The 21,123-nt window shown below is 67.6% G+C and carries 17 protein-coding genes and 1 tRNA gene; 11 read left to right on the forward strand and 7 right to left on the reverse strand.

From position 1 onward, the window contains the following. Positions 1–5: 5 nt before the first annotated feature. Positions 6–1,349: a lysine N(6)-hydroxylase/L-ornithine N(5)-oxygenase family protein gene (locus CFP71_RS02170; RefSeq protein ID WP_093932132.1), complete on the reverse strand. Its 1,344-nt coding sequence runs from the start codon at positions 1,347–1,349 to the stop codon at positions 6–8. A 137-nt stretch (positions 1,350–1,486) separates the two neighbouring features. Between CFP71_RS02170 and CFP71_RS02175 the strand changes: the two genes are divergently transcribed. The 7 genes from CFP71_RS02175 (at position 1,487) to CFP71_RS02205 (ending at position 9,397) form a co-directional block, all read left to right on the forward strand. Continuing rightward, positions 1,487–2,434, forward strand: a complete 948-nt coding sequence (locus CFP71_RS02175) for a methionyl-tRNA formyltransferase (RefSeq protein ID WP_093932133.1) — start codon at positions 1,487–1,489, stop codon at positions 2,432–2,434. A 100-nt stretch (positions 2,435–2,534) separates the two neighbouring features. Then, positions 2,535–3,503, forward strand: a complete 969-nt coding sequence (locus CFP71_RS02180; protein WP_093932134.1) for an RNA polymerase subunit sigma-70 — start codon at positions 2,535–2,537, stop codon at positions 3,501–3,503. Next, complete coding sequence (locus tag CFP71_RS02185; protein ID WP_093932135.1) at positions 3,503–3,940, forward strand: PPOX class F420-dependent oxidoreductase; 438 nt, start codon at positions 3,503–3,505, stop codon at positions 3,938–3,940. Before CFP71_RS02180 ends, CFP71_RS02185 begins: the two co-directional genes overlap by 1 nt. A 229-nt stretch (positions 3,941–4,169) precedes the next feature. Then, a complete protein-coding gene (locus tag CFP71_RS02190; protein ID WP_093932136.1) occupies positions 4,170–6,275 on the forward strand; it encodes an alpha-galactosidase in 2,106 nt (701 codons plus the stop codon). 128 nt (positions 6,276–6,403) lie between these two features. Next, positions 6,404–7,675 (forward strand): ABC transporter substrate-binding protein, encoded by a 1,272-nt coding sequence (locus CFP71_RS02195; RefSeq protein WP_093932137.1) that lies wholly within the window; start codon positions 6,404–6,406, stop codon positions 7,673–7,675. Between the two features lie 7 nt (positions 7,676–7,682). After that, positions 7,683–8,570, forward strand: a complete 888-nt coding sequence (locus tag CFP71_RS02200; protein WP_244199527.1) for a carbohydrate ABC transporter permease — start codon at positions 7,683–7,685, stop codon at positions 8,568–8,570. Next, positions 8,567–9,397, forward strand: a complete 831-nt coding sequence (locus CFP71_RS02205; protein ID WP_093932138.1) for a carbohydrate ABC transporter permease — start codon at positions 8,567–8,569, stop codon at positions 9,395–9,397. Before CFP71_RS02200 ends, CFP71_RS02205 begins: the two co-directional genes overlap by 4 nt. A gap of 88 nt (positions 9,398–9,485) precedes the next feature. On the opposite strand, the gene CFP71_RS02210 is transcribed toward CFP71_RS02205, so the two are convergent. After that, the gene (locus CFP71_RS02210; RefSeq protein WP_093932139.1) at positions 9,486–11,123 is read right to left on the reverse strand and encodes an ABC-F family ATP-binding cassette domain-containing protein; all 1,638 of its coding nucleotides are present in this window, start codon (positions 11,121–11,123) and stop codon (positions 9,486–9,488) included. Between the two features lie 147 nt (positions 11,124–11,270). On the opposite strand from CFP71_RS02210, the gene CFP71_RS02215 reads away from it, so the two are divergent. Further along, on the forward strand, positions 11,271–12,161 hold the full coding sequence (locus CFP71_RS02215; RefSeq protein ID WP_093932140.1) for a PaaX family transcriptional regulator: 891 nt from the start codon (positions 11,271–11,273) through the stop codon (positions 12,159–12,161). 37 nt (positions 12,162–12,198) lie between these two features. After that, positions 12,199–12,978, forward strand: coding sequence for an enoyl-CoA hydratase/isomerase family protein (locus CFP71_RS02220; RefSeq protein WP_093932141.1), 780 nt, complete (start codon positions 12,199–12,201; stop codon positions 12,976–12,978). 4 nt (positions 12,979–12,982) lie between these two features. Here the strand turns inward: CFP71_RS02220 and CFP71_RS02225 are convergent, their stop codons facing one another. Both CFP71_RS02225 and CFP71_RS02230 read right to left on the reverse strand, forming a co-directional pair. Continuing rightward, positions 12,983–13,891 carry a CU044_5270 family protein gene (locus CFP71_RS02225; protein ID WP_093932142.1) on the reverse strand — a complete coding sequence of 303 codons (909 nt, stop codon included), beginning with the start codon at positions 13,889–13,891 and terminating at the stop codon, positions 12,983–12,985. Beyond that, a complete protein-coding gene (locus CFP71_RS02230; protein ID WP_093932143.1) occupies positions 13,884–14,486 on the reverse strand; it encodes an RNA polymerase sigma factor in 603 nt (200 codons plus the stop codon). The genes CFP71_RS02225 and CFP71_RS02230 overlap by 8 nt, the downstream gene beginning before the upstream one ends. A gap of 218 nt (positions 14,487–14,704) precedes the next feature. Here CFP71_RS02230 and CFP71_RS02235 point away from each other — a divergent pair, with 218 nt between their 5' ends. Next, positions 14,705–16,921, forward strand: a complete 2,217-nt coding sequence (locus tag CFP71_RS02235) for a glycosyl hydrolase family 18 protein (RefSeq protein WP_093932153.1) — start codon at positions 14,705–14,707, stop codon at positions 16,919–16,921. 195 nt (positions 16,922–17,116) lie between these two features. On the opposite strand, the gene CFP71_RS02240 is transcribed toward CFP71_RS02235, so the two are convergent. The 3 genes from CFP71_RS02240 to CFP71_RS02250 form a co-directional block, all read right to left on the reverse strand. Next, positions 17,117–17,190, reverse strand: a tRNA-Pro gene (locus CFP71_RS02240). Between the two features lie 139 nt (positions 17,191–17,329). Next, positions 17,330–18,499: an alginate lyase family protein gene (locus tag CFP71_RS02245; protein ID WP_093932144.1), complete on the reverse strand. Its 1,170-nt coding sequence runs from the start codon at positions 18,497–18,499 to the stop codon at positions 17,330–17,332. Positions 18,500–18,655: 156 nt separating this feature from the next. Next, on the reverse strand, positions 18,656–19,681 hold the full coding sequence (locus tag CFP71_RS02250) for a lactonase family protein (protein WP_093932154.1): 1,026 nt from the start codon (positions 19,679–19,681) through the stop codon (positions 18,656–18,658). Positions 19,682–20,199: 518 nt separating this feature from the next. On the opposite strand from CFP71_RS02250, the gene CFP71_RS02255 reads away from it, so the two are divergent. Then, positions 20,200–21,114: a phosphotransferase gene (locus CFP71_RS02255; RefSeq protein ID WP_279629202.1), complete on the forward strand. Its 915-nt coding sequence runs from the start codon at positions 20,200–20,202 to the stop codon at positions 21,112–21,114. Positions 21,115–21,123: the final 9 nt, after the last annotated feature.

Genomic DNA, 21,123 nt, shown 5'->3' on the forward strand with positions numbered 1-21,123 from the left:
GATCGTCAGGCCGGTCCGGTACCGCTCACGGCGTACTCCGGCCGGGACGCGCCGGCGGCGCGGCGGTCCACAACGGACTGGAGGATCTCGCCGACCCGGACCGCGGTGTTGGACAGCAGTGACGACGTGATGCCGTGGGTGTGCTCGGTGCCGCCCTGGAGGTAGACCCCGCCGTCCAGCGGCGGTTCGGTGACGATCCGGTAGTCGCGTTCGACGCGGAGCCTGCCCTCGTCGTCGCGTTTGCAGGCGGACGCGAGCTCGCCGAGCAGCGGCGTCGGGTCCGCCGGGCCGTACCCGGTGGCGTACACGACGAAATCGGCGTCGAGCGTGGTCCGCTCCCCGGTCTCCAGCGCCTCGATGGTGACCCGGACCTCGGATCCGGTGTCGGTGACTTCGGTGGGGCGGGAGACGTTGATCAGCTTCAGCCGCTCGACCCCCTGCACCTTCTCGCGGTAGACGCGCCGGTACAGCTCGTCGATCAGGTCGATGTCCACGGCCGAGTAGTTGGTCGCGCCGTGGTAGCGCATCAGCCGGTCCTTGACCTCTTCCGGCGCCTCGTAGAACCGCCCGACCGCCTCGGGGTCGAAGATCCGGTTGGCGAACGCGCTGTCGTCGGCGGGGCTGTAGCCGTATCGCGCGAAGACCGCGCACACCTCGGCCCGCGGGAAGCGATCGTGCAGCAGCGCGCTGACCTCCGCCGCGCTCTGCCCGGCACCGACGACGACGAACCGGCGGGGCTCCTCGGCGGCCATGCCCTCCACGCGATGCAGCAGTTCGCTGTTGTGCCAGATACGCGCGCCCGGCGTCACGCCTTCGGGGAGGTTCGGCCGCAGTCCGGTGCCCATCACCAGATTGCGGGCACGCAGGTTCACCAGTTCACCGTCGGTACGGGCGTGGACGTCGAAGAACACGATCTCGTCACCGTCGAAGACCGGCGTGACCGAAAGCACTTCGGTGCCATACGAAACCAGGTCGTCGACCTTTTCCGCCGCCCATTCGAAGTAGTCGTGGAACTCGATCCGCAACGGGAACAGGTTCTTGTGGTTGATGAAGTCGACCAGCCGGTCCTTGCTGTGCAGATACGAAAGGAAGCTGAAGGAGCTCGTCGGGTTCCGCATCGTCGCCAGGTCCTTGAGGAAGGAGACCTGCATGGTGGCATTGTCGATCAGCATCCCGCGGTGCCAGCCGAACCGGGGCTGGCGCTCGAGGAAGTGGGCGGTGACGGTCTCGGCTCCGGGCGCGGCGTTGTGCTCGGTGACCGCGATGGCGAGCGCCAGGTTCGAGGGACCGAACCCGACCCCGACCACGTCGTAGACCGGAACCCGTTCACCGACCACTGCTCGTGCCATCTTGAACCCCTAGCGCGGCTCAGCCGCATCTCGGTACTTCGTTACAAAGACCAGGGAACCCTAACCTAAGTTAGGTGAGGCTCAACTAGTACTTTCAGTGGTGATGTTCATCCCTCGACCAGGAGGAGGCCGGTCCCATGCGGGTCGCCATGTTCGGATACCAGACCTGGGGACACCGCACCCTGCGGGCCTTGATCGACGCGGGCCACGACGTCGCCCTCGTCGTCACCCACCCGAAAAGTGACCACGCCTACGAGAAGATCTGGGCCGACTCGGTCGCGGATCTCGCCGAGGCCAACGGGATCCGCACCCTGCTGCGCCAGCGTCCCGACGACGCGGAACTGCTGGCGGAGCTGAAGGAAGCCGATCTCGACCTGATCGTCGCGAACAACTGGCGCACCTGGCTGCCGCCCGAGATCTTCGAGATGCCGCGCCACGGCACGCTGAACGTCCACGACTCGCTGCTGCCCGCCTACGCCGGGTTCTCGCCGCTGATCTGGGCGCTCATCAACGGCGAGAAGGAAGTCGGGCTCACCGCCCACATGATGGACGCCGACCTCGACGCGGGCGACATCGTCCTCCAGCGTTCGGTCGAGGTCGGCCCGAAGGACACGACCACCGATCTCTTCCACCGGACGGTCGATCTCATCGCGCCGATCACCACCGACGCCATCGAGCTGATCGCGAAGGGGAACTTCACCCCGGTCAAACAGGACAGGTCGAAGGCCAGCTTCTTCCACAAGCGTGCCCTCGAAGACAGTCTCATCGACTGGTCCTGGCCCGCCGACGAGATCGAGCGGCTGGTGCGCGCGCAGTCCGACCCGTACCCCAACGCCTTCACCCACCACCGCGGGAAGCAGCTGCGCGTCGTCCGCTCCTCGGTGTCGGACGGTCTCTACGGCGGCACCCCCGGCCGGATCTTCATCCGGGAGGGTGAGGGCGTCGTGATCGTCGCCGGTCCCGAGGCCCGCCGCGGGCGTTCGCACGGGCTCGTCATCGAGCGCGTCCGGACCGAGGACGGTACCGAACTCGCCGCCACCGAATACTTCCGGACCATGGGCGGCTACCTCACCGCCCGCCCCTGACCTGCGGTTTCAGGGTCCCGCGAAAAAACTCGTCGCGGGACCGATGAGTTCTCGCGAAGGGCGCCGTTACATCGGGTAAGAACACTCGATGGGAGGCGCCATGACCGAAACGATCGCCGCAGCGAAGGCGGGAGACCAAACCGCCTTCGCCGCGCTCACCGGACGGCACCGGCGGGAGCTGCACGTCCACTGCTACCGGATGCTGGGCTCGTTCGACGAGGCGGAAGACGTCGTCCAGGAGGCACTGCTCAACGCCTGGCGGGGGCTGGACACCTTCGACGGCGGGAACTTCCGCGCGTGGCTGTACCGGATCGCCACCAACGCCTGTCTCGACGCGATCCGCAAGAACGAGCGGCGGGTGCCGTCGCTGCGCTCGTTCGCCGAAGTCCCTTGGATCCAGCCGTATCCGGACCGCCTGCTCGACGAGATCGCGCCGTCCGAAGCCGAACCGCACGCGCTCGCCGTCGCCAGGGAGACCATCGAACTCGCCTTCCTCGCGGTCTTGCAGATGCTGCCGCCGCAGCAGCGCGCGGTGCTGATCCTGCGCGACGTGCTCGGCTGGCAGGCCGCCGAGGCCGCGTCCCTGCTCGACCTCTCGGTCGCCGCCGCCAACAGCGCCTTGCAGCGCGGCCGCGCGACCCTGCGTGAACGCCTTCCGCAGCAGCGCGGCGAATGGTCGGTCGCGGAGGCACCGTCCGAAGAGGAGCGGGCACTGGTGCGCCGGCTCATCGAAGCCCACGACAACGGCGACTTCAGCACGATGAGCAGCCTGGTCCGCGACGACGTCCGCCACACCATGCCGCCGGAGCCGAACTGCTACGTCGGTCTCGAACACCTCGCCCGGCACGGCAGGATCGCCGAGGAGATGGGCGAATGGCGCGCGGTCGCGGTCGACGCCAACCGGATGCCCGCGTTCGCCTCGTACCTGCGCCGCCCCGGCGACACCGTCTTCCGCGCCTTCAAGCTCGACGTCCTCCGTGTCGTCGAGGGCAAGGCCGCGGAGTTCACCACGTTCGACAGTCACCTGTTCCCGGCCTTCGGCCTGGACGCCGTTCTGGAGGGAAAGTAATGCCGGAGAAGATGACCGACGAGCAGCGCCGCGCGTTTCTCGCCGAAGGCACCCGCACCGCCGTCTTCGCGACGGTCCGCCCGGACGGGCGGCCGCACGCTGTCCCGGTCTGGTTCGCCGTCGACGGGGACGACATCCTGGTCAACCTGGGCGCGGACACCGTCAAAGGCAGGGCCCTCAAGGAGAATCCCCGCGTTTCGGTGGTCGCCGACGATCCGCGTCCGCCGTTCTCGTTCGTGAGCGTCGAAGGCGTCGCGGAGATCGTTTCCGACCCCGACGGGGTGCGGGCGGGTTCGTCGCTGATCGCCGAGCGTTACCTGGGGGAGGCCGGACCGGAGGCGACCGAGGGCTGGATGGCTTACGCGACGTCACCGGGGAAGGTGATCGTGCGGGTGCGGCCGGAGAACATCGTGGCGATCGCGAAGGTCGGCGGTTGACCGGCGATCCGTGACTCGCGTGCTCGGGGCCGGAACTCGCGTGACTGGACCCGGAACTCGCGTGCTTGGGGCCGGAACTCGGGTGTGCGGCCTCTGATCACGCGAGTTCCGTCTCCAAGCACGCGAGTCCCGTGCTCACGCACGCGAGTCCCGTCTCTGATCACCACCCGATGTACCGCCGAGCGGGAGCCACTTGGCCGCCGCCGGGATTCGACGTCAGGATGGCGGCGTGGCAGAGATCGTTCACGACGCGAGCACCCGGTCCTGGCTCATCCGCACCGCGGCCACGAGCTACGCGCTACGGCTGACCGAAGACGACACGCCCTCCCACGTCTACTGGGGCCCGGCGCTCACCACGGACCAGCTCGCCGACGTCCTCCCCAGCACCAAGGAACGCTGGGACGCGTTCAACGACCCCAACGAGGGTCTCGACGAACTCGCCGCGGACGGCGGCACCCGCTACTGGACCCCCGCCCTCCAGCTCCGGTTCGCCGACGGGACCCGCGCCCTCGAATGGCGCCACCTCTCCCACGACATCGACGGCGGACGGCTGCTCGTCCACTTCCGCGATCGCCACTACCCTCTGCGGATCACGCTGGGCTACCGCGTCCCGGCCGGCACCGACGTCATCGAACGGTGGACCGAGCTCACCCACGACGGCCCGGACGGCCCGATCGAGGTCATCCGCGCCGACTCGGCGACCTGGGTCGTGCCGCCCCGGCCGGACTACCGCGTCAGCCACGTCACCGGACGCTGGGCCGCCGAGAGCCAGCTGCTCCGCGAGCCTGTCCCCCACGGTGAGACCACGTTCGGCAGCAGGCGCGGCATCACCAGCCATCACGCCAATCCGTGGGTGATGCTCGACGACGGCGAAGCGACCGAACGGCACGGAGAGGTCTACAGCGCCGCGCTCGCGTGGAGCGGTTCCTGGCGGATCACCACCACCCGTTCGTCCACCGGCAGGCTCACCGTCACCGGTGGCTTCGGCCAGGACGGCGTCGTCCCCCGGCTCGCCCCCGGTGAAACGCTCGCCACGCCGGTTTTCGCCGGGCTGTACACCGACGGCGGGTTCGGCGCCGCGAGCCGCGCCTGGCACGCGTACACCCTCGGCCACGTCCTCCCGCATCCCGGCGAACTCCGGCCGGTGCTCTACAACTCTTGGGAGGCAACGGGTTTCGACGTCACCGAGGCCGGGCAACGCGAGCTGGCCGAGAAGGCCGCGGCACTCGGTGTCGAACTGTTCGTGATGGACGACGGCTGGTTCGGCGCCCGCGACGGTGACCACGCCGGCCTCGGTGACTGGCACGTCAATCGAGACAAGTTCCCCGATGGCCTCGAACCCTTGGTCGCCGAAGTGCACCGGCTGGGCATGAAGTTCGGGCTCTGGGTCGAACCCGAGATGGTCAACCCGGACAGCGAGCTGTACCGCGCGCACCCGGACTGGGTCCTGCACCATCCACAGAGGACACGCTCGGAGCTGCGACGGCAACTGGTGCTCAATTTCGCCCGCCCGGACGTCGCCGAATGGGCGTTCGACACGCTCGACGCTCTCGTCGGCGAGCACGGGATCGATTTCCTGAAATGGGACATGAACCGCCCGTTCAGCGAGGCGGGCTGGCCTGGCGACGGCGACCAGGACCGGCTCTGGGTGGAGCACACCCGCGCGGTCTACGGGATCATGGACCGCTTGCGCGCGGCCCATCCCGGGTTGCGGATCGAGGCGTGCAGCGGCGGCGGCGGGCGGATCGACCTCGGCGTCATGGCCAGGACGGACCAGGTCTGGACCTCCGACAACACCGACGCGCTCGACAGGCTCGTCATCCAGCACGGCTACGGCCAGGTGTACCCGGCGCGCGCGATGTCGGCGTGGGTCACCGACGATCCCAACTTCGTCACCCGCCGGTCCACCCCGCTGCGTTTCCGGTTCCATGTGGCGATGGCGGGGGTGCTCGGCATCGGCGGCGACATCGTCGAGTGGTCCGAGGAGGACCTCGGCTACGCGCGCGAACAGATCGCGCTGTACAAGGAGATCCGGCCGGTCGTCCAGCACGGCACGCTCCACCGGCTGGTGCCGCCCGCCACCGATGGCGTGTCCGCGGTGCAGTACGTGGCGGACGACGGTGGGCGCACGGTGGTGTTCGTGTTCCGGCAAGCGGCACATTTCCACACTCCCGAACGACCGATCCGGCTCGACGGCCTCGATCCCTCCGCCCGGTACCGCGACGAGGACACCGGACAGGTGCGGCACGGCGCCGCGCTGCTGGCACACGGCCTGTTCCCAGGCCTGCCGGACGGCGATTTCGCCAGCGCGGTGATCCGGCTCGCGAAGCTCTGAGTGCCAGAATAGATCAGATGTATGACCCCATTTCGCCACCAAACGACGCATCCGACCGCTTGACATCGCCTTAGACATCCGATCGAATGCCGTCGTCTGTGCGACGCCGCGAGAAGGGTGACTGGGGCATGAGAAGGTCCTTCGCGTTGGGAGCGGCGCTACTCCTCGCCGCGAGTCTCACCGGCTGCACGGTCGGCGGCGGGACGAGTGCCTCCGGCGGCGAGATCACTTTCCTGACGTTCGAAACGCCGAACCTGCCACCGTCCTATTGGGACTCCGCCATCAAGCGCGTCACGGAGCGGAGTCCCGGCGTCAGGGTGAAGAAGCTGGTCGCCCCGTCCACCGATCGCACCGGCTACGCCAAGCAGCTCCTGCAATCCGGTCAGTTCCCCGACGTCGCGATCGCCGTCGACTCGGCCGGATTCGCCGAATCGGGCAACCTCTACGCGTGGACGCCCGAGGAGCTCAAGGACTTCCAGTTCCCCGGCGCCAACCCGATCAAGGGCGGACACCACCAGCTGCCCGCCAACACCCAGACCATCCCGCCGATCTATTACAACAAGAAGCTCTTCGCCGACGCCGGGATCACAGCGGCGCCGTCGACCTGGAACGAACTGCTCGCCGTGTCGGAGAAGCTGAAGGCGAAGGGCGTCACGCCGTTCACCATCGGCGGCGGCAAGGAGGGGTTCCCGTCCGCGATGCTGCTGGACGGCCTGGTCAGCGTCGAGGTCTACGGCAAGACCCCGGACTGGCTTTCCCAGCGTCGCGCCGAAAAGGTCAAGTTCGCCGACCCTGCCTTCCAGCAGGCGTTCGGCAAGTTCGCCGACCTGGTCGCCAAGGGCTACGTCGACAAGACCCAGGTCTCGCGCGACTACTCGGCGACCGAGGCGGCCTTCCTCAACGGCGAAGGCGCGATGTACCCGATGGGCAACTGGTTCGCCGCCAGCGCCGACGCGAAGAAGCCGCCGTTCGAGATCGGTGTCTTCAATTTCCCGTCCGAGGACGGGAAACTCGTCGTTCCCGCCTATACCGGCGGCGGCATCGTGGTCAACGCCAAGTCCCCGAACCTCGACGCGGCACGGAAGTTCGCGCTCGCGTTCCAGCTCGACAAGGAGCAGATCGACGCCTCGGTCAAGGCCGACGGCCTGTTCCCCGCGATCAAGGGCTACACCCCGCCTTCCGACGTCGGCCCGGTCTTCAAGGCAGGCTACGACCTCTACCAGGAGGCCGTGGCGAAGAACGCCGTCGTGAACGCGTTCAGCTGGGAAACCGCGGACGACGGACTCCTGCCGGGGATGAAGGACAAGGTCTACCAGGCCGCGCAGGACGTCATCACCGGCCGCAAGACGGTGGCCGACGCGTGCGCGTTCCTGGACTCCGAGTGGGCGAAGGCGCGCTGACCCCGCGATGGCGAGAAAACCTATGTGGGCGCGGGTGTGGCATTTCGCCTCGTTCGGCGCCCCCGGCGTCGTCATCTATCTCTGCTTCGTCATGGCGCCGATCCTCATCAGCTTCGGCTACAGCCTGACGAACCACAATCCGTTCAACCCGCCCTCGGAGTTCGTGGGGCTCGAGAACTACAAGCTGCTCTTCCAGGACGAGCAGTTCCTGACCGCGCTCCGGGTCACCACGATCCTGACCCTGATCGTGGTGGTCGTGCCGAACGTGCTCGGTCTCGGTGTCGCGTTGCTGCTCGACCGGAAAGGCTGGCTGTACAACGCTTTGCGGAGCGTGTTCTTCACGCCCGTGATCCTCAGCTCGGTCGTGGTCAGCATCGTCTGGACGAAACTGCTCGACGACCGGGGCCCGGTCAACGACGTCCTCCGCGCCCTCGGCGTCGAGCATCCGCCGGGCTGGCTTTCGGACCCGGACCTCGCGCTGTACTCGGTCGCGTCGATCGTGTGCTGGCAGATGCTGGGGTTCTGCGTGGTCGTCTACCTCGCGGGCCTGCAAGGCGTCCCGGCCGAGCTGCTGGAAGCGGCGGAGATCGACGGCGCCGGACCGGTCCGGCGCTTCCGCGCGGTGACCTGGCCGCTGCTCGCGCCGTCGCTGACGATCAACACCGTCGTCCTGCTGATCTCGGCGTTCAAGACCTACGACTACGTCAAGGTCGTCACCAACGGCGGGCCGGGCTCGGGGACCACCGCGACCATCGCGTTCAACGTCCTCGCCACCGGCCTCGACGCGAACCACGTCGGCTACGCGTCCGCGATGGCCGTGGTGATGCTGGTGATCGTGGCGACACTGACCACGATCGTGCTGCGCTTCCTGCGGCGGCGGGAGGTGGACCTGTGACCACAAAGGACGGTTCGTGGCTGCGGCCCACCGTGGCGATCTTGGCGAGCGCGATCTTCTTCGTCCCGCTGTACTACGTGCTCGTCAACGTCTTCAAACCCGGAGACCTGATCGCCCAGGAGCCGGCGTCCGTCCCGCTGCCACCGACGCTGACCAACATCCACGCCGTGCTCACCCGGCCCGACGGCCTGTTCTGGGTGAGCTTGGCGAACAGTTTGCTCGTCACCCTGCTGTCCATCATCGTGTTGACGGTGCTTTCGGCCATGCTGGGGCACTACCTGGCGCGCTCGGACAGACGATGGACCAAGGTGCTCGCACTGATCCTGCTGGCAGGCTTGATGATCCCGCCGCAGGTGATCCTGATCCCGGTCACCGAGGTGCTGCGGCTGACCGGGTTGATGGCGACGGTGCAGGGCCTGGTGCTGTTCAACGTCGGGTACTACGTGCCGTTCGGCGTCTTCGTGTTCACCGGGTTCATCCGCGGGGTGCCGATGGAACTCGAGGAGGCCGCCCTGCTCGACGGCGCGAGCCGGGCCCAGGTGTTCTGGCGGATCGTGTTCCCGTTGCTGCGCCCGGCCACCGCGAGCGTGCTGATCTTCCTCGGGGTGTGGATCTGGAACGACTTCATCGACCCGCTGATCATCCTCGGCCCCAGCCAGGGCACCACGATCACCACCGGGATCTACCGCTCGATCGGCCAGTACCAGGCTGACCTCGGAAGCGTGTTCGCGCTGATGTTCCTGGCGACGCTGCCGGTGCTGATCTTCTACCTGGCGTTGCAGAAGCAGTTCGTGAAGGGACTGACCGGCGGGGCGACCAAGGGCTGAGTCCCGTCTCTTCGCCTATGTCATAAAAGGGGCTTTCAAGACGTTTTTCGTCCTGAAAGCCCCTTTCATGACATCCGGAGCAGGCCGCTCAGAGCTCGGTGACCTTCCCGTCGGCCACTTCCAGCCGCCGCGTCGTCGCCACCGCGTCCAGCATCCGCCGGTCGTGCGTCACCAGCAGCAGCGTCCCCGGATAGTCCGACAGCGCCGACTCCAGCTGCTCGATCGCGGGCAGGTCGAGGTGGTTCGTCGGCTCGTCGAGCACCAGCAGGTTCACCCCGCGCGCCTGCAACAGCGCCAGCGCCGACCGCGTCCGCTCCCCCGGCGACAACGTGGCCGCCGACCGCAGGACGTGCGCGGCCTTCAGCCCGTATTTCGCCAGCAACGTCCGCACGTCGGCGTCGGCGAGTTCCGGGACCTCGCGGGCGAAGGCCTCGACGAGCGGGAGGTCGCCGAGGAACAGCTTCCGGGCCTGGTCGACCTCGCCGACCACGACACCCGAGCCGAGGGACGCGCCACCCTCGTCGACCGGCACCCGGCCGAGCAGGGCGGCGAGCAGGGTCGACTTCCCGGCTCCGTTGGCCCCGGTGATGGCGACCTTGTCCGCCCAGTCGATCTGCAGATCCACCGGACCGAGGGTGAATCCGCCCCGCCGCACCACCGCGCCGCGCAGGGTCGCCACGACCGCGCCCGCCCGGGGCGCGGCGGCGATCTCCATCCGCAGTTCCCATTCCTTGCGCGGTTCCTCGACGACGTCGAGCCGTTCGATCATGCGGTCGGTCTGGCGCGCCTTCGAGGCCTGCTTCTCCGTCGCCTCGCTCCGGAACTTGCGGCCCACCTTGTCGTTGTCGGTGGCCTTGCGCCGGGCGTTCTTGACGCCCTTCTCCATCCACGAACGCTGCATCGCGCCACGGGCTTCGAGCGAGGCCTTGGTGTTCGCGTACTCCTCGTACTCCTCGCGGGCGTGCCGCCGCGCGACGGCGCGCTCCTCCAGGTACGACTCGTAGCCACCGCCGTAGGTCCGCACCTGCTGCTGGGCGTAGTCGAGTTCGACGACGCGGTCCACGGTGCGGGCGAGGAACTCCCGGTCATGGCTGACCAGCACGGTCCCGGCACGCAGCCCGGTCACGAACCGCTCCAGCCGTTCCAGGCCGTCGAGGTCGAGGTCGTTGGTCGGCTCGTCGAGCAGGAAGATGTCGTACCGGCTCAGCAGCAGCGAGGCCATCCCCGCACGGGCCGCCTGCCCACCGGACAGCGAAAGCATCGGCTGGTCGAGGTTCACCGTGAGCCCGAGGTCCGCGACGACCTCGCCCGCCCGGTCGTCCAGATCCGCTCCGCCGAGCGCGAGCCAGCGGTCGAGCGCCACACCGTAGGCGTCGTCCGCGCCGGGTTCACCCGCGGTGAGCGCCTCGGTGGCGGCGTCGAGCGCGGCTTGCGCGGCGGTGACGCCGGTGCGGCGCGACAGGAACGCGCGGACGGACTCACCCTCGCGGCGTTCCGGCTCCTGCGGGAGGTGACCGACGGTGGCCGTGGGCGGGTTCAGCCGGACACTGCCTTCTTCCGGCGGGACGAGGCCGCCGAGGGTCTTCAGCAGGGTCGATTTGCCCGCGCCGTTGACACCGACGAGACCGATCACTTCGCCCGGGGCGACGACCAGGTCGAGACCGGAGAACAGAACACGGTCGCCGTGGCCGGCGGCGAGATCCTTGGCAACGAGTGTGGCGCTCATGAGATCGGTAAGTCTACGGGGACCGATTGAACAGCTCGTGGTCCCTCGGAAGAGTGGCAAGTATCCAAGCGATCACGGAACGTGGGTAGCCTGGACGTTCTTCTGGACCCGAACGAATCCCCCGAGCATTGAGGTCGGTGACAGCAAATGGCGGACTCCGCCACCCCGGTCCCCGTCGTCCACCAGCAGAAAGGCGGTACCCGCAGGCCGACGCTGAGCAGGCGGCGCGAAGTCAGTCATGCCAGCGCGCGGTCGCTGCTGATGACGATCCTCGGCGAGTACGTCCTGCCACGTGACCAATCCATTTGGACATCGACGCTGGTCGAAGCACTGCGAGTGCTGGACATCGAGGAGAAGTCCGCCCGGCAGGCGCTGGCCCGGTCCTCAGCCGAGGGCTGGGTCGTTTCGGAACGCGTCGGGCGAAGAGTGCGCTGGTCGCTCACTCCACCAGGCAGACGGCTCCTCACCGAAGGCGCTGAACGGATCTACGCCTTCGGTAACGAGGAGAAGGCCTGGGACGACCGCTGGCTGATGCTCATCGTGTCTGTCCCCGAGGCGAAGCGGGATCTCCGGCACCGGCTCCGCACCCGCCTGACGTGGGCGGGCTTCGGTTCACCGGTGGCGGGAGTCTGGGTCAGCCCGGACCTCAGCCGCCAGCGGGAAGCCCAGCAGATAGTGCAGGAACTCGGCCTCGACGCGCAGGCGATGTCTTTCACCGCCGCGTACGGCGAAGTCGGCGATCAGGAGACGATGGTCGCCCGGTCCTGGGATCTCAGCGATCTGAAGGACCGCTACGAGGATTTCATCGACCGCTTCACCGGAACCCATCCGTCCGGTGAGCACGGTGTCTTGCGCGCGCAGACCGAATTGGTCCACGAATGGCGCAGCTTCCCGTTCCTGGACCCGCGTCTTCCGCTAAAACTTCTGCCGGACGGTTGGAGCGGCGTGCGCGCGGCGGACCTTTTCCACCGCAAGCACGTCGAATGGCGACCAGAAGCACAGGCGCAATGGGACGAACTCGCGGCGACCTCCGGCTAGGGTCACGGGAAAACGACCTACCGGGAGGTAACCCGCCTTGGCCACCTCGATCCGCCTCGACCGTGAAGACGGCCTCGCCGTCCTGACCATCGCTTCGCCGCCCCTGAATCTCTACACGGCGGAACTCCAGCACGAACTCGGCGAGACGATCGGCGAACTGGAAGCCACGCCGCCACGCGCGGCCCTGATCCGGGCCGAAGGCAAGATCGTCAGCGGTGGCGTGGACGTCTCCCTGTTCGACGCCCAGACCGACGCCGCCGAGGCCAAGGTGCTCTTCGACGAGATGCTGGCGATCCCGGACCGGATCGCCGCACTCCCGTTCCCCACCGTGTTCGCCGCTCACGGCCTGTGCCTGACCTGGGCCTTCGAAGTCGCGGTCGCCTGTGACATCATCCTCGCGAGCGAGAAGGCCAAGTTCGGCCTTGTCGAACGGGTCGTCGGCCTGACCCCGACCATGGGCGGCACGCAGCGGCTCGCCGCCCGGGCGGGCGTCGGCCGCGCCAAGGAGTTCGTGATGACCGGCGCGACCTACGACGCCGCGACCCTCGAACGGTGGAACGTGGTGAACCGGGTGCTCCCGGTGGACGGCTTCGACGAGGCCGCACGTGCCTTCGCGACCGACCTCGCGCAGGGGCCGACCCGGGCGCACGCCGCCACCAAGAAGGTCCTCGAGCACTACGAGCACGGCGGCGTCGCCGAGGCGAACGAGCACATCACGACGATCGCCGCCGGACTCTTCGACACCGAGGACCTGCGCGGCGCGGTGAAGTCGTTCCTCGCCGACGGGCCCGGCAAGGCGACCTTCACCGGCCGCTGATCCGCTACGGCCGCTGACCGACCGCGTCCACCACCCCGGACGCGGTCACGGCGGTCCCGTTCCCGCCCAGGTACAGGAACGTGTCAGCGGCGAAGACGATCATGGTCGGTTTCGCCACCTTGGGGTCGTCCCCCGGCCCGAGCGGCCAGGTGATGCCCACACCGGGCCTGCCCGCCGCGTCCTTGACGTCGTCGACGGCGCGAAGACCGGGCACCTTGGCCGCCGCGCCGTACAGGGCCGCCCGGACGGCAGGCGGAAGGTAGGTTTCGTTCGCCAGCGCCAAGACGTCCTTGCCCATCGCGTTGTAATCGCCCTTCTCACCGCTGTGGTCGGCGTTGTCGCCGTTGAGGTGGGCGAACATCGCGTCCACGTCGGTGGGGAGATCCGCCCGGTAACCGGGCCGCGGTGTGCACGGCTCCGTGACGCCCTTGAGCGGTTCGGCGCCCTTGTACACCTGCGCGCGCCCGTTCCGGCAGCCCGGAACCAGATCGGCACTGCCGTCCGGCATCTTGATCAACCCGTCGTGAGTGCCGTCCGCCGAAAGCCAAGATTCCCGCACGCCGTCGGGCTGCTTGGTCTTCGTGTAGACGAACTGGCCCGGTTTCGGCGACTTGTCCGGTGTCTTCAGCGCGGCCGCGGCGGCGGCACGCAGCACGGCCACGGGATCCGCGGCGGCCGTGGGCGGTTCCATCCCCGCCGGGGCGAGCGCCACGACGGCGGTGATGGCCGCGGCCAGACCCGCCGCACCCACCCCGGTCCAGACCCAGCGCCGCCGATTCTTCAGCGGTGCCACGTTTTCCGTTTCGGTGGCGGCGATTTCGGCCATCAAACGCGCGCGTGCCGCGCCGAGCGCGTCGGATTCCGCGAGAGGCACCAAGCCGGTCCGCTCGGCGATCAGCTGCAACTCATCCATGGGTGAAGATCTCCTTCGAAGTCGTGGCGTCCGGGCGGCCGAGCGCCTCGCGGACCTTCCGGCGGGCGCGATTGAGCCGCGAGCGAACGGTGCCGAGCGGGATGTCCAGCGCGGCGGCGATCTCCTCGTAGCTCAGGCCTTCGCCTGCGAACAGCGTGAGCGTGTCCCGGTCACCGTCGGCCAGTTCCGCCAGCGCGGCGTCGAGCAACTTCCCCATCGCCCCGGCGGTCACCTGGTCGGCGACACGTTCGGCATGCCCTTCTTCATCGGGCGGCGGGCCCAACGCTTCCCGCAGTTTCAGTTCCCTGACCTCGTCACGGCGCCGCTGTGCCACCAGATTCGTCGCGATGCCGTAGAGCCACGGCCGGGCGTCGCGACGCTCGGTGTCGTACCCCTCGCGTTTGCGGAAGGCCACCAGGAACGCCTCTCCCAAGGCATCATCGGCGGCGGCCGGCCCGATGCGTCTGACCAGGTAGCGATGGATGTGCGCGGCATGCCGGTCGAAGATCGCGGCGAACCAATCCGGGCTGGTCACCGACCTCTCGATCAGTTCCGCGTCCTCCAGATCGCCAGGATCCACCCTGGATGTGCTCATGAACCACCCTTCGCCTTCGTCAGTGTCACCTGTTGTCCGCATTCGGCGTCGAACAGGTTCACGACCGACGAATCGGTCTAGACCTTTTATGCGTGCCGCGCTACATTCATCTGTGGTCTAGACCACACGCGCCATTTCCGAGCAGGTCAGTCTCGCCGCCTCTTTTGGAGAGAACCGCCATGAGACGCATCAGAAAACGACTACTCAGCGCACTCACCGTGACACTCCTCGCTGCCGGGCTCCTCGTAGCCGCGGGTACTCCGGCGCTGGCGGCGGGCCGCCTCCGCGCCGCTTTCGCCTTGGCCGGGAACACCGGGGAGTACACCGTCACCAACCCCAGCAGCGAAACCGTCGCCGACTGGTCCATCACCTTCACCGTTCCCGCCGGCGTGACCGCCACGAGCGGCTCCCACGCCACCGTTTCCCAAGCGGGCAACCAGGTCACCCTCACCCCGGCGTTCTACATCAAGTCACTCGGGCCGGGCCGTTCGACCTATCCGTACAGCCCGTCGTTCCAGCTCAGTTCCGGGGTCACCCCGAGCACCTGCCGGATCGACGACGCCAACTGCGACGGTACGGGCGACGCGCCGCCTGCCACCCCGGCCAACCTGCGCCTCGTGGCGAAGACGACCACGACCGCCGCACTGGCCTGGAACGCCTCGGCACCGGGCTCCCTGCCCGTCGCCGGCTACGACGTCTACCAGGGCACGACCCTGGCGACCTCGGTCACCGGCACCGAAGCGAGGATCACCGGGCTGACGCCGAACACGGCCTACAGCTTCACCGTCGTCGCCAAGGACCGCAAGGACGCCAAATCCCCGCCCACCCCCGCCTTGGCGGTGACCACCAACAACCCGGGCGACGACACCCAGGCGCCGACCGCGCCGTCGAACCTCCGCTCGACCGCGGTCACGTCGAGTTCCGTCGCCCTGGCCTGGAGCGCGTCGACCGACAACACCGGCGTCGTCTCCTATGACGTCTACAACGGCTCTAATCTCGCCACCACGGTGACCGGGACTACCGCGACGGTGAGCGGGCTTTCACCGTCCACTTCGTACTCTTTCACGGTCAAGGCCCGTGACGGGTACGACAACGTCTCCGCGGCGAGCGCCGCCGTCAGCGCTCGCACCGGCGACATCGTCAACGGGTACGCCCGGGTCGGCTATTTCGTCCAGTGGGGCATCTACGGCCGCCAGTTCTTCGTCAAGAACCTGGTGTCCAACGGATCGGCCGCCAAGCTGACCCATCTGCTGTACGCCTTCGGGAACATCGACCCGGTCAACCACACCTGTCTTTCGGGTGTCACCAAGGGAACGACGTCGAATCCCCAGGACCCGAACCAGGGTGACGGCGCGGGCGACGCGGAAGCGGACTACTCGCGGCCGATGTCCGCGTCCCAGTCCGTCGACGGTGTCGGCGACACCGGCTGGGAGACGTTGCGCGGTAACTTCAACCAGCTGAAGAAGCTCAAGGCCAAGTACCCGAACCTGAAGGTCCTCATCTCCCTGGGCGGCTGGACCTACTCGAAGTACTTCTCCGACGTCGCGGCCACCGCCGCGTCGCGGCAGAAGTTCGTCGCGTCGTGCATCGACACGTACCTGAAGGGGAACGTGAAGGCGTACGGCGGTGCGGGCGGGCCGGGCACGGCCGCGGGCATCTTCGACGGCATCGACATCGACTGGGAGTGGCCGGGCAGTCCCGACGGGCACCCCGGGAACCACTGGAGCGCCAACGACAAGACGAACCTGACCGCCCTGCTGGCCGAGTTCCGCACGCAGATGGACGCCTACGGCGCGACCACCGGCAAGCGGTACGAGCTTCAGGCGTTCACCCCCGCCGACCCGGCGAAGGTGAGCGGCGGCTGGGAGATCCCGAAGATCTTCGACTACCTCGACGTCGCCAACGTGCAGGGCTACGACTTCCACGGCTCGGGCAGCGACAACTCGTGGGAGCCGAACATGACCGGCCACCAAGGGAACCTCTACGCCGACGCGGACGATCCGTACAAGTTCAAGTTCAGTGTCGAGTCGGCGATCAACGCCTACACCAGCGCCGGGGCGAATCCACGGAAACTGACCCTCGGGCTCGCCTTCTACGGGAGAGGCTGGCAAGGGGTCGCGGACGGCGGCAAGAAGGGCGAATGGCAGAGCGCGACCGGCGCCGCGCCAGGCCAGTTCGCCGAGGAAGCAGGTACTCGTGGCTACGCGAATCTCTTGGCCAGTGTCCCGAACTGCACCGTCCAGCACGACACCGCGGCCGTGGCCACGGCGTGTTACACGGGCAACGGCGGACAATGGTGGACCTTCGACGACGCCTGGTCCATCCAGCAGAAGGTCGCCTGGCTCAAGTCCAAGGGACTGCTCGGAGTCATGGCATGGGAGATGTCCGGTGACACCGGCGCGCTCATGACCACAGTGGACAACTCACTGAAGTAACGGCTCGTGGGCGGTGAGGACGGTTCCGACCGTCCTCACCACCCAAGATCCGAACCGAGTCCTTCGTCGCACGGGATGCGGTCAAGATTTGATCCACGGCGACCCGAGCTCAAGAGCATCACTGCGCCGTTAAATTGAACACGAAAAAGCCCCTGGCCTGTACCTGAGGTACAAGCCAGGGGCTTCGTCGTCCGGTCGGGCTGACAGGATTCGAACCTGCGACCCCTTGACCCCCAGTCAAGTGCGCTACCAAACTGCGCCACAGCCCGGACCCGTACTCCGTGGAGTGCGATGTGAGTACCTTAGCGGGTCCCGGATACGGGCTTGCAACCAGGGGTCACTGTGTGTCTGAGCTGCGAAAACGGACCGTGAGGGCCGCCCTGCCGCAATCAGGCGGCCCTCACGGAGTCACTGTGGGTTGTCGGCGTGCGTGAGGGTCTGCCAGGAGACGAACAGGGCGTTGGTGCCCGCCGGCCGCTGGCGCAGGGTGAGTGCCTCGGTGTTGCTCATGGTGAGCCCGAGGCGGGTGTGGAGGTGGTTGTAGCCGACCTCGGTGACCGGGCCGAGGCCGAGCTTCAGGCTGCCGCCGCACAGCCACGACGGGACAGCTGCGCCCATCTGGTACTTCGCGTGGAAGCCGAGGCCCTCGCGGAGGCGGTCGGCGATCTCGGGGTAGAGGTCCTGGCCCTGGATGCGGGTGGTCTCGGCGAAGTTCGCGATGGCGGCGAGGCCGTAGCCGGTGTGGGTGAAGTCCCGGCACGTCTCCTGCGAGAGACCGTTGACGAACGTCGTCTGGCCTTGCCAGTACTTCACGATCTTGTCGCGGGTGTCGAGGCCGCTGCCGGGCGCGGTCTTCGGGAGCGCGCCGTCGCCGGTGAGGTAGAGGTAGGCGGGGACGCGGGTGCGGAACTTCGCCACGGCCTTGTCGTAGCTCGCTTTGTCGTCGAGGAACACGGCGATGCCGATCGCGGCCTCGGTCATGCTGAGTTCCCAATTCCCGTTGCTGTGACTGCCGTTGATCACCTTGGGCAGGTACACGTTCCGGAGCATGGTGCCGAAGCGGCCGGAATTCGGCCAGCTCGAGTAGGTGTGCTTGATGATTTCCGCCGCGCGCGGCCACGAGGAGGCCGACCAGGCCGATTGCAGGGGCGCGTTGCTGTTCGTGTGATCTTTCAGTACCGCGGACCAGGCGTCCATGACCTCGATCGCCTTGGTCGCGTATTTCGCGTCGCGGGTGATGTACCACGCGAGAGAAAGGGAGTACGCGGCGATCGCGTCTTGCCGTTCATCGGTACAGCCGAGATTCGGCTTCGAATAGGGACCGCATTCGACGACGGCACGTGGTTTCGGTGACCGGGACAGTGAGGCGTACGGACTCGACATCATCGCGTCGTAAGCCTGTTTCCACGGTTGCGCGCCGGCCTGGACCTTGGTGCGCACGAAGTCCAATTGCGGTCGGCTGACCAGTACGCCGGGGTGGGTGAAGGTGGCCGGCGCGGACTGGGCCGGGGCACTGAAAAGGCCCAGCGCCAACGGGACGAGCGTGGCCAGGGTGAACAGTTTCTTCGGTAGGGACATGGTTCTCCTCGGGCGGGTGTGAGCCAGGTCACCGGCGGCGTGCGATTCAGTGTCATGGTCTGAACCAGTTGCGTCAAGACCTTAATTCGCCTCAAAAAGAAAGAAATCCGTCGTTGTTCAGCGGGCTGAACAAAGGTGTTCAGCCCGCTGAACGAATCAGTGTCGCCAAGGGGCGACGAAAGCCGGGCTCCCGACCGGATAAGTGCCGATCAGCCGCCAGGTCGCGAGGTCGTACGCGCGGATCGCGTCATCGCTCTGCGAAGCGACATAACATTGCTCGCCGACGATGGAGAAATGCCGGGGCCATTCGCCGGTCCCATGGTCGGCGACGGCCTTCGGGAGGACACCGTCGAAAGCGAACTCCGTGATCTTCTCGGGGCCTCGGTTCGAGAGGTACAGCCGGTCGCCGTGCAGGGTGAGCTGGCCTGGGAGATTGTCGCCACCGGGAGCGAGCGTCGCGGGAGTGGAGTTTTCGACGGAGAACGTGCCCGGTGGCTCTTCGCGCACTGTCAGCAGCGAGGCGGCCAGTTCTCCGACGACGTACGCGTGGTTCGTGCCGGGGCGCCGGACCAGCTGGCGGGGGCCGGTCCCGGCGGGCAGCGTCGACACCGACAGCGGGATCAGCTCGCCTTCCTCACCGAGGCGGTAGCTGCGGATCTCGTCGGTACCGAGATCGACCGCGCTGACCAGCGTGCCGCTCTCGTCGACCATGGCCATGTGCACATGCGCCGCTTCCTGCCGGTCGGCGCCGGGACCGGTGCCCTCGTGCTGGACGAGTGCCGTGCGCACGGTGGGTATCCCGTCCGGCCCCAGCGCGAACGCGGCCAGGCTGCCGCCGCTGTAGTTGGCGCACAACAGGAACCGGCCGTCGGGAGTGATCGCCAGATGGCAGGGATCCGCCCCGCCGGTCGGGAGCGAGTCCAGGAGTTCCAAGGTGCCGTTCTCGGCGACCGCCACGGTGCTGATCGCGCCTTCGGCCGTCTCGTTCACGGCGTAGAGAACCGGAAGCGTGGGATGCGGGGTCAGCCAGCTCGGTGAGTCGAGTTCGAGCGAGCCCGCCGGAGTCAGCTCCCCGGTCCGCCCTTCGCGCCAGAAGGTCCCGATGCCCTCGCCGTTCCCGTTGCTCGCGGCGGTGTAGGAGCCGACCACGAGCAGAGTCCGGTCGTCGTTCGCAGTAGTCACGAGGCCCACTGTGCAGCAAGCCGAGGTGGAGGAGAACCCCTTTGACCACAGCGCCAACTCGACGAGCTCGGGCACGTTCGGAAGCTGGCCAGTCCACCGAAGTTGACTTCTCGCGACCACACAAGCCCGCTCCCCGGCCAAGCCGCCTCCACAAACTCCCGTATTGAAGGTAGTAGTTCGAGAGCAGCACGCCAGCATCAGCCGCGGTCTGGTACGTGGCGTGCTTCTGGCTGGTCGACTTGAACAGCAGCGCGTTCGGATGGTTTTTCTGGACGCCCCCAACTGACGTTCACCACCATCGCGATCCCGTTGATCAACCAGCCTGCCTCACCAGGTCAGTGCCCCATCATCTGGTTCAGCAGACCGCAGGCGGCGATGCCCACGCCAAGACCTGCCAGCGGGCCTCTGAAGAAGCCGGCAAGGAGCCCTGCCCCGACCGCTATCGCGAAACCCCGCCTTGAGGCGGTCACGGACCGAACGTCGTTCAGCCGAGCGGTGGCCTGTGTGAGGATTCTCGGATGTCACCTCGTCCTCATGCCGACCTCGCTCGGTGGTGCGTGGAGCATCTCGGCAGTCCGCCGTCGGAGGAGATCTTCAGATCCGGCCATCTCTCCACCGTCATAGGTCTCCGGCTGGCCGACGATCGTGAGGTCGTGGTCAAGGTGCGCCCCGACTCTCCTCGAATGACAGCCTGCGTCGAAATCCAGCGCCGCGTGTTCCAGGCCGGCTATCCGTGCCCACAGCCGCTCACCGGCCCCGTCCCTTTCGGCGAGGAAATCGCCACCGCGGAGGTCTACGTCCCCGGCGGCGCCCTGCTCCCGAACGCGGACCACGCCGCCGGAGCCTTTGCCGAAGCCTTCGGGAGGCTGATCAACCTCGCGCCAAGGCCAGGTGAGGTGTCCACGCTCGACCCGGCACCGTCGTGGGCGGCCTGGAACCACGCCGAAGACGGACTTTGGCCGTGTCCCGAGGATTCCGACACCGACCTCAACGCGGTGGCCGGTCCGGCGTGGATCGACGACGCCGGGCGTCGTTCCCGCGATCGGCTGCGAACCGGCGTGTCCGAAACCGTGATCGGTCACTGTGACTGGCTTGCCGGTAATTTGCGCTGGGACGGAGACGAACTCTTGGTGGTGCACGATTGGGACAGCATGATCGTCGACAGCGAAGCCGTACTCGTCGGCTTCGCGGCCGCGCTGTATTCGACCGTCAGCGTGGACGAGCTGGCCACCGTCGAGGACACGGAACGTTTCCTCGACGCGTACGGCCGGGAGCTCAGCGCCGACGAACTGGAGCGGTCGTGGGCCGCCGGAGTGTGGACCAGGGCCTACGACGCCAAGTATCAGGCCACGGTCGGGCGGCCCATCACCTCATTGTCCGAGGATGAGGCTCGCGAGCGACTCCGTCGCAGTGGGACCGGATTCCAGAGATAGAACCTCGAA

The organism is Amycolatopsis thailandensis (assembly GCF_002234405.1).
Classification (GTDB): Bacteria; Actinomycetota; Actinomycetes; order Mycobacteriales; family Pseudonocardiaceae; genus Amycolatopsis; species Amycolatopsis thailandensis.